The organism is Pseudomonas sp. MEJ086 (genome assembly GCF_030209025.1).
GTDB classification, from domain to species: domain Bacteria; phylum Pseudomonadota; class Gammaproteobacteria; order Pseudomonadales; family Pseudomonadaceae; genus Aquipseudomonas; species Aquipseudomonas fulva_A.
Map to the genome: position 1 here is coordinate 1 of NZ_JARVSV010000047.1, position 12,251 is coordinate 12,251.

Sequence of the window (12,251 nt, forward strand, 5' to 3'; positions counted from 1 at the left end):
CGAGGTCGGGGCTCCTACGGGGCTGAGGATTGCACGATCCTGTAGGAGTTGCGACCCCGCAGCGAATGGTGGTCACACCGCCGTTTTTGCAGGATGGCCGCAATCGCTTTGCCCCGAGGTCGGGGCTCCTACGGGGCTGAGGATTGCACGATCCTGTAGGAGCTGCGACCCCGCAGCGAATGGTGGTCACACCGCCGTTTTTGCAGAATGGCCGCAATCGCTTCGCCCCGAGATCGGGGTTCCTACGGGGGGCGCTTATGCGCGCTTGGGTTCTTCGTTTGGCTCTGGGGCTTCGTCGCGGTCGTCGATGAATTCGGTGCGGGGCGAGCCGTCGGCGTTGAGCTGGAACACGCGGCTGGGCTGGCCGGCGGCGTTGAAAAGCACCTGGCCGAGGCCTGCTGAGTTCCACAGGCGTTCGCCTGCCTTGCTCTGTTTGGGGATGTGCGGGAACACCTGCATGCGGCGGCGTTTGGTCAGCCAGTTGAGGGGCGACCAGGGGGCATACAGCCAGCGGTTGAGGCGGTCGAAGAGGTTCAGCAGGCGCTCCGGGAATTCGTTCTTCACGCCGCTGCTGGTGATCTGCCAGATGGTCGGGCCCTGGTGGCGGTCGCGGATTCTCACCTCGTAGAAGAACGAGTAGTGCACGTCGCCGGAAAGCACCACGTAATCACCGGGGGTGCGCGAATGGCGGAAGATGTTGAGCATCACCTGAGCGGCGCCGCGGTGCGCCATCCAGTTTTCCGCATCGACCATCAGCGGGTGCCCGGCCCAGCTGAACACGCGTTGCACCGCTTCGATCAGCTTGACCCCGAACATCGGCGCCGCTGACACGATGATCGCGGCGGGGTGGTCGAGCAGGTCCTGCTGGAATTCGCTCAGGGCTTCCCAGTCGAGCAGCCCGGAGGGGCGTTTGATATTGCGCTCGCTGCGCCAGCGCCGCGTGCGCGTGTCGAGTACCAGCAGCGCCGGTGTGCTGGGCAGCACGTAGTGCCATTGCTGAAACTTCATCAAGTCGTCGATCAGACGATCCTGAGCCGGGCTGCCGAAGCCTCGTTCCCTGGCCTGCTCACACAGTTCGCGGGTATTGCTCAGCGGCTCGGCGAAGGCGTCGGGATTGTTGCCCCAGCCCTGGCACAGCAGGTAACCGATCAGTGCGTTGCCGATGATGCGCTTGGAGAAGGGATGGCCGTAAGCGGTCTCTTCCCACTGGGCGGAGAGGTTCCAGTCATCGGTGATGTCGTGATCGTCGAAGATCATCAGGTTCGGCAGGTGCGCCAGCACCCGGCCAACCTGGCCCAGGCTGGCGACGAAGGCCTCGATGCAGACCTGCTCCTTGCGGTAGCGCTCGGCATCCTCGTCGCTCAGTTCCGGCTGGTCGAGATCGATCAGCGTCCAGGGCGTCGGCGACCAGACCAGCAGGTACATGGCCAGCACTTCGGCCAGGGTCACCAGGTGGTTGTCGGCGTTGCTGCTGGTGAAGATGGGCTTTTCGGTACCACCGAAGAAGCGTTCGCGCAGGGTTTCGTTGGCCTTCAGCGCCGGCAGCAGGTCGGCACGGTGGAAGTAGCTGGCCGGGTGCACGTAGAGGTCGGCGCTGTCTTCGACCACCGCGCCCTCGAGCTTCTCGTGGTACAGGCCCAGGCGTTCGATCAGCTTGTGGACGGCGCGCAGCATCGGCCCGGCGACGTCATCGGCATACACCTGATCACCGCTGTGCATCAGCAGTGCAGGGCGCTCGTGGGGCTCATGGGCAGTGGCCAGCAGGCGATCGGCGCAGAGCAGGCCATCCTTGGACGGGTGATGAGGTTTGCGGCAGGAGCCGTGCAGCAGATTGTCGATGCGCGAACGCAGCACGAAGTTGGCTTGCGCTGCGCCGTCGTACAGCAGATGTGCGGCCCAGTCGGCGATGCCCTGTTGGCCGTCGACCAGCAGGTCGTAGTCGATCCGTTCGTCCTGGGGCAGCGGGGTGTCGAGATGCAGGTCGATCAGGTGGATGACCGCATGCTCGCCGATCACCAAGCGCTGACACGCATCGTCACCCAGCGGGTAATCGCGAGCGGCCTGTTCACTTGGCGCGAGGCGCAGGGTCAGTTGCAGCTCACGGCTGCCGACCAGCCACAGCACCAGGCGGCCGGGCTCCAGGCGCCGAAGGATCGGGCCAGCGAGTACGGCAGGCAGGTCGGTGAAGTCTTGAGGTTCTGGCAACGGCATCCGGGATCGCTTCCGGCCAGCTCGGGGTCAGCCGGCGGGCCTGTATTTCAGGGAATGAATAAGGACATGGCTCTTAGCCATTGGTTCGGCTGTCATAAAAGCTTCATGTGGTTACTGAGCGGCCTGTCGCAGGCCATCGAGGTCGAGAATTTCGATCTCACCGTAGGTCAGTCGCACGATGCCGCGGGCTTGCAGGTCCTTGAGCACACCGTTGGCGGTCTGTCGGGAGATGGCCAGCATCGCGGCCAGTTGCTCCTGCGCCAGGTGAATGATGCGCCGGGGGCCCTGGGTTTCGCCATAGTCTTCGGCGATCAGCAGCAGCCGTCTGGCCAGCCGCTGCGCAGCGGGCAGCAGGCTCATCTCTTCCAGGGCGATGAACGCCAGGCGTACCTTGTGGGCCATCAGCAGGGCGATATCGCGCCAGTATTCAGGGTGGGCCTCGAGCAGGCTCAGCAAGCCTGCCTGGGGCACGTGCAGCAGGGCGCTGGCGCCCTCGGCGAAGGCATCATGGGTACGCGGCTGGCCGTCGAACAGGGCGATTTCGCCGAACCAGTGCGGCGCCTCCACCAGAATCAGCAGCGCTTCCTTGCCTTGGGCATCCACCGTACCGACGCGCATGGCGCCGGACAGCACGGCATACAGGCCGCTCGGCGAATCGCCACGGCTGAACAGGCGTTGTCCGGCCTCCAGATTCAGTTGCCGACCCTGCGTCACCAGCGCCTGCTGCAACGCCTGCGGCAGGGCGGCGAACCATTGGCCTTGAAGCAGAACGGCATGCAGATCGGTCATGGATGTTCCGGTTTGTCGGCTAGCTGACAGTGCTGGCGAGATGGCAGCGCCATTATGCGATGACACGCACCCGTGAGGATAACAACAATGAAAACCCTGGTGGATCACCTCGCCCAATACGCGGCCTACCACCGCGATCGGCGCAATATCGTCACCCATTTCGTCGGCATCCCCATGATCGTCCTGGCGGTCACCGTGCTGCTGTCGCGCCCAGGCGTGGCGGTCTCGGGCCTGTGGCTGTCACCGGCGCTGGCCGTGGCGTTGGTGACGACGCTGTTCTACCTGCGCCTGGACTTTCGCTTCGGGGTGGTCATGGGGGCGCTGCTGGGCCTCTGCCTGTGGTTCAGCGCCGGGCTGGCCATGGGCGGCACGGCACTGTGGCTGAGCGCGGGGCTGGGGCTGTTCGTGGTGGGCTGGATCATCCAGTTCGTTGGCCATTTCTACGAAGGCCGCAAGCCGGCGTTCGTCGACGACGTCATGGGGCTGATGGTGGGGCCGTTGTTCGTGGTCGCCGAAGCCGCCTTCCTGCTCGGCTTGCGCCAGGAGGTCGAACACGAAGTGGTCAAACGCGCCGGCCCGACCTGCATCCGCGAACGCAAGACGGCTTGATGGGAACGTCCATCGCTGGATCGTTCCTCACGCTTCGCGTGGGAATGCCTTCATGGGCGCTTCGCGCCCGGTTTTTAGCCCGAATGGGCGCACTGGCCTGGGTGCCCACGCTGGAGCATGGGCACCATCAGAAGAGTCGGTTGGTGGGCTGAAGCGGATATCCGCCCGGCCCACCCTACGTTTCGGACGTCTGCGGATTAACTAGCCGCAGTAACCGGCTTGCCGCCCTTGGGTTTGAAGTACAGGGTGGTGCCGCGGCTGAGGTTGTCGAGGCTGAGGTGATCCTTGGCCACTTCGGCTTCGATCAGTTCGTCCTGGCCTTCGACCTTCAGGGTGATGCGGGTGATGGCGCCGAGCAGGCGGATGTCACGCACTTCACCGGCCTGGTGGCCTTCCAGTGCTTCCGTCGACAGGCTCACTTCGTGCGGGCGGAACAGCACGTGGTGATCGTCGCCGACATAAAGACGATTGGCGTCACCGAGGAAGTGGTAGACGAAGTCGCTGGCCGGCTTCTCGTAGACTTCGGCCGGCGAGCCGATCTGTTCGACCACGCCCTTGTTCATCACCACGATGCGGTCGGCCACTTCCATGGCTTCTTCCTGGTCGTGGGTCACGAACACGCTGGTCAGGTGCACTTCTTCGTGCAGGCGCGCCAGCCAGCGGCGCAGCTCTTTACGCACCTTGGCGTCGAGGGCGCCGAAAGGCTCGTCGAGCAGCAGTACCTTGGGTTCCACCGCCAGGGCGCGGGCCAGGGCGATACGCTGGCGCTGGCCACCGGAGAGCTGTTCCGGGTAGCGGTCGGCCAGCCAGTCGAGCTGCACCAGGTCGAGCAGGTCGTGGACCTTCTTCTTGATCACGTTCTCGTTCGGACGCTCGCCCTTGGGCTTCATGCGCAGGCCGAAGGCAACGTTGTCGAACACCGTCATGTGACGGAACAGGGCGTAGTGCTGGAACACGAAGCCGACCTTGCGATCACGCACGTCGTGCTCGGAAACGTCTTCACCGTGGAACACGATGCTGCCGGTATCCGGAACTTCCAGGCCGGCGATGATGCGCAGCAGGGTGGTCTTGCCGCAGCCGGATGGGCCGAGCAGGGCCACCAGCTCACCGCTGTTGATGTTGAGGTTGATGTCGTTGAGCGCCTTGAACTGGCCAAAGTGCTTGTTGATGCCTTGAACTTGAATACTCATGGGTTACACCTGTCGTTCTGTCTGGCCGGTTCGCGCAGGAGCGCGGCGCCGGCGGAATGATTCAATCGTCCTGATTCGTCTTGAACTGCCGGCTCAAGCGCGCTTCGCTCCATTGGCGAAGCAGCAACACGACCAGGGCCATGACCAGCAACAGGATGGCCACGCTGAACGCGGCGACGATGTTGTATTCGTTGTAGAGAATCTCGATGTGCAGTGGCAGCGTGTTGGTGTAACCGCGGATGTGCCCGGAAACCACCGAGACCGCGCCGAACTCGCCCATCGCCCGCGCCGTGCAGAGCACCACGCCGTAGACCAGCGCCCATTTTACGTTAGGCAGCGTCACATGCCAGAACATCTGCCAGCCGTTGGCGCCGAGCAGGCGTGCGGCTTCTTCTTCGGTGGTGCCCTGTTCCTCCATCAGCGGGATCAGTTCGCGCGCGACGAAGGGGAAGGTGACGAAGATGGTCGCCAGCACGATGCCCGGTACGGCGTAGATGATCTGCAGGTTCTGATCCTGCAGGTACGGCGCCAGCTTGCTCTGCGCGCCGAACAGCAGCACGTAGATCAGGCCGGCGACCACCGGCGATACCGAGAACGGCATGTCGATCAGGGTGACCAGCACGCTCTTGCCGCGGAACTCGAACTTGGTCACCGACCAGGCCGCCGCGACGCCGAACACCAGGTTCAGCGGTACGGAAATGGCCGTAGCCAGCAGGGTCAGCTTGAGGGCGGAAATGGCGTCCGGCTCGCGGATCGCCTCCCAGAAGAATTCCAGGCCACGGCTCAGGCCCTGGGTGACGACGATGTACAGCGGCAGCACGAGGATCACCGCGAACACCGCCCAGGCGATGACGATCAGGGCGATGGCGCCGGGGGAGCGGCGTACCGGGCGCGCAGCCGCGTTCTTGCTAAGGGTTGCAAGGCTCATGACGGGCTCCTCAGATTTGCGGCTGGATGCGGCGCTGCAGCAGGTTGATCAGCAGCAGCAGAATGAACGAGACCACCAGCATCAGCACGCCAATGGCGGTGGCGCTCGGGTAGTCGTACTGATCCAGCTTGGAGACGATCAACAGCGGCAGAATCTCGGTCTTCATCGGAATGTTGCCGGCGATGAACACCACGGAGCCGTACTCACCGACTCCCCGGGCGAAGGCCAGGGCGAAGCCGGTGATCCAGGCGGGCAGCAGGCTTGGCAGCAGCACGTGCCAGAACACCTGCAGGGGTTTGGCACCCAGGCAGGAGGCCGCTTCTTCGACTTCCTTGGGAAAGTCGGCGAGTACCGGCTGCAGGGTGCGCACCACGAACGGCAGGGTCACGAACACCAGCGCCAGGGTGATGCCCAGCGGGGTGTAGGCGATCTTGAAGGGGAACAGCGAGCCGATCATGCCGTTGGGCGCGTACAGCGCGGTCAGGGCGATACCGGCGACCGCTGTGGGCAGGGCGAATGGCATGTCGACCATGGCATCGATGATGCGTCGGCCGGGGAAGGTATAGCGCACCAGTACCCAGGCGATGATGGTGCCGAGGATGCCATTGAGCAGCGCCGCCGCCAGGGCGGTGCCGAAGGAAAGCTTGAGGGAGAACAGCACCTGGCGATTGGTGATCAGGTTCCACCACTGCTCCAGCGACAGCTGCAGCGAGAACAGGAACATGGCACCCAGCGGAATCAGCACGACCAGGGCGAGGTAGGTCAGGGTGTAGCCCAGAGTCAGCCCGAAGCCGGGTATGACCGAGGAAGTTCGACGAGACATGGAGAGTCCTTTTAATCAGGTCCGCAGAGCGAAGCCCGCCATTCCTTCAGGAGTGGCGGGCTTCGTCGATAAGGCGTGGCTTACTGATTGATCTTCTTGAAGATGTCGTCGAACACGCCGCCGTCGTCGAAGTACTTGGGCTGTGCGGAGCTCCAGCCACCGAAGTCCTTGTCGATGGTGACCAGTTCCAGATCCTTGAACTGATTCTTGAACTCGGCCGCCACTTCGGCGTTGCGCGGACGGTAGAAGTTCTTCGCGGCGATGCGCTGGCCTTCTTCGCTGTACAGGTACTGCAGGTAGGCTTCGGCGGCCTTGCGGGTGCCCTTGCGGTCGACGTTCTTGTCGACGACTGCCACCGGCGGCTCGGCGAGGATGGACAGCGACGGGGTGACGATCTCCAGCTGGTCGCCGCCTTCTTCGGCCAGCGACAGGTAGGCTTCGTTCTCCCACGCCAGCAGTACGTCGCCCAGGCCACGTTGTACGAAGCTGATGGTCGAACCACGGGCACCGGTGTCCAGAACCGGCGCGTGACGGTACAGCTCGGTCACGTATTCCAGGGCTTTTTCGTCGCTGCCGTATTTCTTCTTGGCGTAAGCCCAGGCGGCGAGGAAGTTCCAGCGTGCACCACCGGAGGTTTTCGGGTTCGGGGTGATGATTTCGACGCCATCCTTGACCAGGTCATCCCAGTCCTTGATGCCTTTCGGGTTGCCCTTGCGCACCAGGAACACGATGGTCGAGGTGTACGGTGTGCTGTTGTCGGCCAGGCGTTTCTGCCAGTCCTTGTCGATCAGCGGCTGGTTCAGGTTGATCGCGTCGATGTCGCCGGACAGCGCGAGGGTCACCACGTCGGCCTGCAGGCCGTCGATCACCGCACGAGCCTGTTTGCCCGAGCCGCCGTGAGACTGCTGGATGGTCAGGGCTTCGTTGCCTTGTTCCTGCCAGTGCTTGTTGAACGCCTTGTTGAATTCGACGTACAGCTCACGGGTCGGGTCGTAGGACACGTTGAGCAGGGTCTGGGCAGAAACCGGGCCGGCTACCAGGGCGCTGGCGAGTGCAGCGAGTGCGAAACGGCGAATGGACATGGTGGAGCTCCTCGATACTGAATACGGTGCTGTGCGTGTTTGGCGTGCTCTGTTATTCGATGCCTGCTCTAGGCAGGCATTCGTGGGTTACATCGGGAGTAGCGATAGGGATTCATGCTGGCGGCCCGTGGTCGGGTTGGCGGAATGGTGATCAGGCGTTCTTGCTGCCGGATTGCTGAAGGCGGAATTTTTCCTTGCGCTCGATCTGCACGACCTGACCGTTGTGCACGGTGATCTCTACCGAGCCGAATTTCAGGCCGTTCAGGGCGCTTTGGATCTCACGCAGGATGGTGGCGTCATCCTGGCCTTCCAGGTTGCGAAGGGTTGCGGTCATGGCTAAAGGCTCCTTGCCCTCGTTCTCGGTGCGACGGCTGTCGGCTGCGGGGCGTGGAGCGGATACTAGGGAATCTGAAATATTCTTAAAAATACTGTTTAAGAACATTTATATTTCTTCTGGATATATAGCGGTTTTGCGGTCGTTACAGATCGTTATTTGCTTATGAGGAATAAGCAAAGAAGTTCTTATTCTTTTTAGTCTCGTTCTTGGCCTCCTACACTGCACGCCATGCAGACGTGATGCACAGGGTGCAGATGCACTTGCACACGATGCACTGACTACTGCACGACAGGCAGACACGGGAGGCGCCGCGATGCGCAGTGAAGCGATTCGATACCTGATAGTGCCGGGCTGGCAGGGCTCGGGCGATGACCATTGGCAGAGCCACTGGCAGCGCAGCCTGCCCAATAGTGCGCGGGTCGAGCAGCTGGACTGGCTGACGCCGCGCCGCGAGGATTGGGTTGCCGCTCTGGAACGGCAGATCGTCGCCGACCCGAGGCCGGCGATTCTCATCGCCCACAGCCTGGGCTGCGTCACGGTCGCCCACTGGGCGGCGCAGGCGCCCGTGGCGTCGCTGCGTCGCGTGCGCGGTGCGCTGCTGGTCGCACCGGCCGATGTGCAGCGCCCCAACTGCCCCGAAGCGCTGCGTAATTTCGCGCCGATTCCTCCGCACCTGCTGCCATTCCCCAGCCAGTTGGTCGGTTCCGACAACGACTCGGCCGCCAGTGCCGCGCGCGCCATCGAACTGGCCCGTGATTGGGGCAGCGAGACCGCCATCCTCAGTGGCGCCGGGCACATCAACGTGAAGTCCGGGCACCAGCGCTGGGAGCAGGGCTTCGCCTATCTGTTCCGGCTGCAGAACCGCATCGAGCAGCAAATGCGTCGCCGCGCCTGACAACGGCATGCCGCCGCGCCCTGCCGGGCGCAGTTCGAGGGTGCGTCGTCAATCCCATCTTCCCACGGTCGCTCGCGGCCTGACGTCAAAGAGAGTGAGTTATGAGCCTGTCATCGGCTGGCGATCAGTCGCTGCTGATTTTCCCCGATGCGGACAAGAGTCCGCTGAGTATTCGTGCCAAGGCGCTGGTGTTCATCGACCCACGGACCCGGCAGTTGCGCGAAGAAGTCGAGCGTCTGGCCGGTTTGCCCGTACCCATCCTGATCCAGGGTGAAACCGGTACCGGCAAGGAACTGCTGGCGCGCCACATTCACCGGGCCAGCGAGCGCCCCGGCCTGTTCGTCGCCCTGAGCTGCAGCGGTTTGAGCCTCAACCACGCCGAGGCCGAGCTGTTCGGCTACGTGGCCGGCGCCCATCAGGGCGCGCCGAGCAGCCGCGCCGGCTGGCTGGGCTCCGCCAACGGCGGCACGCTCTATCTGGACGAGATCGCCGACCTGCCGCTGCCTCTGCAGGATCAGTTGCTCAGTGTGCTGGAGACCGGCGAAGCCTGGCGAGTTGGCGCTGCACAGCCGACCCCGCTGGACGTGCGCCTGGTGGCCGCCACCAGCATCGACCTGTGGCAGGCCGTGAAGGCTGGCAAGTTCGACGAGCGCCTGGCCCATTACCTGAGCGATGGCCGCCTCGAGTTGCCGCCGCTGCGCGAGCGGGTTGGCGACGTGCTGCCGCTGGCCGAGTACTTCCTGGGTATCTACGCCCAGCGTCTGCGCCTGCCGCTACCTGGTATCAGCCTCGCCGCCCAGGCCGTGCTCGAGCGGCATGACTGGCCGGGCAATACCCGCGAGCTGGAGAACGTGGTGCACTTCGCCCTGCTGGTCTCCGGCGCCGACGAGATCGACGCGCAACACCTCAACCTGCCAGCCGCACCGCCGTTGAAACGCATCGAACACGCCCTCGATCAGTTGCTTGACGAGGGTGACACCCGGCAACTGGCCGCGCTTCGTGAATTGCTGCGGCGTGCTGAGGCAAGGGCGCCGGTGCTGGCGGCTTCCTGATACGACACTGGGTGAGTGGGTGGTTAAAAGACAAAAGCGGACATCGGCGCAGTATCTGTGGGAGCGGGCCATGCCCGCGATTTTCGCGCGCATGGCGCGCTCCCACAGTGCGTAGGGTGGACAACGCTCTTTTTGTCCACCATTGCGATCGTAATGTGGTGGACGGATGAAGCGACGTCCACCCTACGCCTGAAGGCAGCTTCGAGGCGGTAGCGGCCGTTTGTTGATTGCTTTTGTGGGAGAGGCTTTAGCCTCGATCTTGCCTAGCTAGGCGTAAAGAGCTCGCGGCTAAAGCCCCTCCCACGAGATCGGCGAACGGCGGCTATCGCCATCTAGTAGCCATCTGCATGACTGGGCTCATTGCGCCTATGACGCCAGCAGCGACACCGACTTGACCTGCGCCCACAGCGGTTGCCCGGCGCGTATATCCAACTGGTCGAAGGAGTAGCGGGTGATGCGCGCGATGATGCGTTGCTCACCGAGCTGCAGTTCGACCAGGCGGTGCGCCGGGTTGGGCAGTTCGAACCAGCGTTCGACCGTCGCTGGCAGCAGGTTGAGCACGCTGCTGTCGCGGGCCTGTTCCAGGCTCAGGCTGACGTCACGGGCCTTGATCTTGATGCGCACCTGACGCCCTGCCGGCAACGGCGCGTGGGCCAGCCGCAGGAAGGCCGTGCTGCCAGGCAGCCTGATATCGAGCAGGTCGTAGTGCGCGTCGTGCCGCTCGACCTGGCCTTCGATCACCGCCTCGGCATCGTCCTCGAAGATGAATGGCAGGTCGCTGCGAATCAGCGTTTCCTTGAGTGGCCCGCTGGCCGTGACCCTGCCTTCGTCGAGCACCACCAGATGATCGGCAAGACGTGCCACTTCGTCCGGTGCGTGGCTGACGTAGAGGATCGGGATATCCAGCTCGTCATGCAGGCGCTCCAGGTACGGCAGCACCTCGCCCTTGCGTTTGAGATCCAGCGCCGCCAGTGGCTCGTCCATAAGCAGCAGACGCGGGCTGGTGAGCAGGGCGCGGGCCATGCCGACGCGCTGGCGCTCACCGCCGGAGAGGCGGTCCGGCAGGCGTTCGAGCAGGTGCTCGATGCCAAGCAGCTCGACCGCCTGCTCCAGCGGTACACGGCGCTCGGCCTTGGCGATGCGTTTGAAACCGAACTCGAGGTTGCGCAGCACCGAGAGGTGGGGAAACAGGTTGGCGTCCTGGAACACGTAGCCGACCGGGCGCTGGTGGGCTGGCAGCCAGACACCGCTGGCGCTGTCCTGCCAGGTTTCGCCATTGATCTGCAGGTAACCGCTGCCCGGTCGTTCCAGACCGGCGACGCAGCGCAGCAGGGTGGTCTTGCCCGAACCGGAGTGGCCGAACAGGGCGCTGACACCGCGCCCGGGCAACTGCAGGTCGACATCCAGGGTGAAGCCGGGATGCGTGAGGTTGAAACGGGCGTGGATCCGGGAATCGCTCATGTCCAGGCCTTCTGGCCGCGGCGGCCGCTGGAGTAGAGCGCCAGCAGCACCAGGAAGGAGAACGCCACCATGCCGCCGGCCAGCCAGTGGGCCTGGGCGTACTCCATGGTTTCCACGTGGTTGTAGATCTGCACCGAGGCCACCTGAGTCTTGCCGGGAATGTTGCCACCGATCATCAGCACCACGCCGAACTCACCGACGGTGTGGGCGAAACCGAGGATCGCCGCGGTGAGAAAGCCCGGCCTGGCCAGCGGCAGCACCACGCTGAAAAAGGTGTCCCAGGGGCCGGCGCGCAGCGTTGCCGCTGCCTCCAGCGGTGCACGGCCCATGGCTTCGAAGGCGTTCTGCAACGGCTGCACCACGAACGGCAGGGAATAGAACACCGAGCCGATAAGCAGCCCGGCGAAGGTGAAGGTCAGGGTACCCAGGCCGAGTGCCTGGGTCAGTTGGCCGAAGAAGCCGTTGGGGCCCATGCTGATCAGCAGGTAGAAGCCGATCACTGTCGGCGGCAGCACCAGCGGCAGGGCGACGATGGCGCCGATCGGTCGCTTCAGCCAGGAATCGGTACGCGACAGCCACCAGGCGATGGGCGTGCCGACCAGCAGCAACAGCACCGTGGTCAGGGTGGCCAGTTCCAGCGTGAGGAGAATGGCGGCGAAATCGTTGGGCCCCAGGGGCATGCAATGGCCTTTCAGCTGTGGTGGACGGGGAAAAGTGCCGGAGCAGGCTGCTGATCTTCCGACGTGGGCGCCGGCATTTCAAATCGATGGCTGCAAAGTGGCGAAAGCGGACCTTCGATTTGGTGGGCTAAAGCCCACCCTACAGCCTGTGGGAGCGGGCCATGCCCGCGATTTTTCGCGCGCATGGCGCGCTC

General features: G+C 63.9%; 12 protein-coding genes. 3 read left to right on the forward strand and 9 right to left on the reverse strand.

Annotated features, from left to right (window positions below; all coding sequences use genetic code 11):
* Positions 1-255: 255 nt before the first annotated feature.
* On the reverse strand, positions 256-2,211 hold the full coding sequence (locus QRN22_RS24565) for a metallophosphoesterase family protein (RefSeq protein WP_042554208.1): 1,956 nt from the start codon (positions 2,209-2,211) through the stop codon (positions 256-258).
* Positions 2,212-2,322: 111 nt separating this feature from the next.
* A complete protein-coding gene (locus QRN22_RS24570; protein WP_042554209.1) occupies positions 2,323-3,000 on the reverse strand; it encodes a Crp/Fnr family transcriptional regulator in 678 nt (225 codons plus the stop codon).
* A gap of 87 nt (positions 3,001-3,087) precedes the next feature.
* Between QRN22_RS24570 and QRN22_RS24575 the strand changes: the two genes are divergently transcribed.
* A complete protein-coding gene (locus tag QRN22_RS24575) occupies positions 3,088-3,609 on the forward strand; it encodes an Mpo1 family 2-hydroxy fatty acid dioxygenase (RefSeq protein WP_042554210.1) in 522 nt (173 codons plus the stop codon).
* Between the two features lie 197 nt (positions 3,610-3,806).
* On the opposite strand, the gene QRN22_RS24580 is transcribed toward QRN22_RS24575, so the two are convergent.
* The 5 genes from QRN22_RS24580 to oscA form a co-directional block, all read right to left on the reverse strand.
* A complete protein-coding gene (locus QRN22_RS24580) occupies positions 3,807-4,799 on the reverse strand; it encodes a sulfate/molybdate ABC transporter ATP-binding protein (RefSeq protein WP_042554211.1) in 993 nt (330 codons plus the stop codon).
* A gap of 61 nt (positions 4,800-4,860) precedes the next feature.
* Complete coding sequence (gene cysW, locus QRN22_RS24585; RefSeq protein WP_042554212.1) at positions 4,861-5,727, reverse strand: sulfate ABC transporter permease subunit CysW; 867 nt, start codon at positions 5,725-5,727, stop codon at positions 4,861-4,863.
* Positions 5,728-5,737: 10 nt separating this feature from the next.
* Positions 5,738-6,550, reverse strand: coding sequence for a sulfate ABC transporter permease subunit CysT (gene cysT, locus QRN22_RS24590; RefSeq protein WP_042554213.1), 813 nt, complete (start codon positions 6,548-6,550; stop codon positions 5,738-5,740).
* Positions 6,551-6,630: 80 nt separating this feature from the next.
* Positions 6,631-7,632: a sulfate ABC transporter substrate-binding protein gene (locus QRN22_RS24595; protein ID WP_042554214.1), complete on the reverse strand. Its 1,002-nt coding sequence runs from the start codon at positions 7,630-7,632 to the stop codon at positions 6,631-6,633.
* 151 nt (positions 7,633-7,783) lie between these two features.
* Complete coding sequence (gene oscA / locus QRN22_RS24600; RefSeq protein WP_042554215.1) at positions 7,784-7,966, reverse strand: sulfur starvation response protein OscA; 183 nt, start codon at positions 7,964-7,966, stop codon at positions 7,784-7,786.
* Between the two features lie 316 nt (positions 7,967-8,282).
* On the opposite strand from oscA, the gene QRN22_RS24605 reads away from it, so the two are divergent.
* Both QRN22_RS24605 and QRN22_RS24610 read left to right on the forward strand, forming a co-directional pair.
* A complete protein-coding gene (locus QRN22_RS24605) occupies positions 8,283-8,864 on the forward strand; it encodes an alpha/beta hydrolase (RefSeq protein WP_042554216.1) in 582 nt (193 codons plus the stop codon).
* Between the two features lie 101 nt (positions 8,865-8,965).
* Complete coding sequence (locus QRN22_RS24610) at positions 8,966-9,916, forward strand: sigma 54-interacting transcriptional regulator (RefSeq protein WP_042554217.1); 951 nt, start codon at positions 8,966-8,968, stop codon at positions 9,914-9,916.
* Between the two features lie 366 nt (positions 9,917-10,282).
* Here QRN22_RS24610 and modC read toward each other — a convergent pair whose 3' ends face one another.
* Together modC and modB are read right to left on the reverse strand one after the other, a co-directional pair.
* Positions 10,283-11,377 carry a molybdenum ABC transporter ATP-binding protein gene (gene modC, locus QRN22_RS24615; protein ID WP_042554218.1) on the reverse strand — a complete coding sequence of 365 codons (1,095 nt, stop codon included), beginning with the start codon at positions 11,375-11,377 and terminating at the stop codon, positions 10,283-10,285.
* Positions 11,374-12,057 carry a molybdate ABC transporter permease subunit gene (gene modB / locus QRN22_RS24620; protein ID WP_042554219.1) on the reverse strand — a complete coding sequence of 228 codons (684 nt, stop codon included), beginning with the start codon at positions 12,055-12,057 and terminating at the stop codon, positions 11,374-11,376. The genes modC and modB overlap by 4 nt, the downstream gene beginning before the upstream one ends.
* Between the last annotated feature and the right edge of the window lie 194 nt (positions 12,058-12,251).

Excerpts from the sequence above, each read along its gene's own strand:
- QRN22_RS24565 (WP_042554208.1), bottom strand. The coding sequence starts at position 2,211 with ATGCCGTTGCCAGAACCTCAAGACTTCACCGACCTGCCTGCCGTACTC.
- QRN22_RS24570 (WP_042554209.1), bottom strand. The coding sequence starts at position 3,000 with ATGACCGATCTGCATGCCGTTCTGCTTCAAGGCCAATGGTTCGCCGCC.
- QRN22_RS24575 (WP_042554210.1), top strand. The coding sequence starts at position 3,088 with ATGAAAACCCTGGTGGATCACCTCGCCCAATACGCGGCCTACCACCGC.
- QRN22_RS24580 (WP_042554211.1), bottom strand. The coding sequence starts at position 4,799 with ATGAGTATTCAAGTTCAAGGCATCAACAAGCACTTTGGCCAGTTCAAG.
- cysW (WP_042554212.1), bottom strand. The coding sequence starts at position 5,727 with ATGAGCCTTGCAACCCTTAGCAAGAACGCGGCTGCGCGCCCGGTACGC.
- cysT (WP_042554213.1), bottom strand. The coding sequence starts at position 6,550 with ATGTCTCGTCGAACTTCCTCGGTCATACCCGGCTTCGGGCTGACTCTG.
- QRN22_RS24595 (WP_042554214.1), bottom strand. The coding sequence starts at position 7,632 with ATGTCCATTCGCCGTTTCGCACTCGCTGCACTCGCCAGCGCCCTGGTA.
- oscA (WP_042554215.1), bottom strand. The coding sequence starts at position 7,966 with ATGACCGCAACCCTTCGCAACCTGGAAGGCCAGGATGACGCCACCATC.
- QRN22_RS24605 (WP_042554216.1), top strand. The coding sequence starts at position 8,283 with ATGCGCAGTGAAGCGATTCGATACCTGATAGTGCCGGGCTGGCAGGGC.
- QRN22_RS24610 (WP_042554217.1), top strand. The coding sequence starts at position 8,966 with ATGAGCCTGTCATCGGCTGGCGATCAGTCGCTGCTGATTTTCCCCGAT.
- modC (WP_042554218.1), bottom strand. The coding sequence starts at position 11,377 with ATGAGCGATTCCCGGATCCACGCCCGTTTCAACCTCACGCATCCCGGC.
- modB (WP_042554219.1), bottom strand. The coding sequence starts at position 12,057 with ATGCCCCTGGGGCCCAACGATTTCGCCGCCATTCTCCTCACGCTGGAA.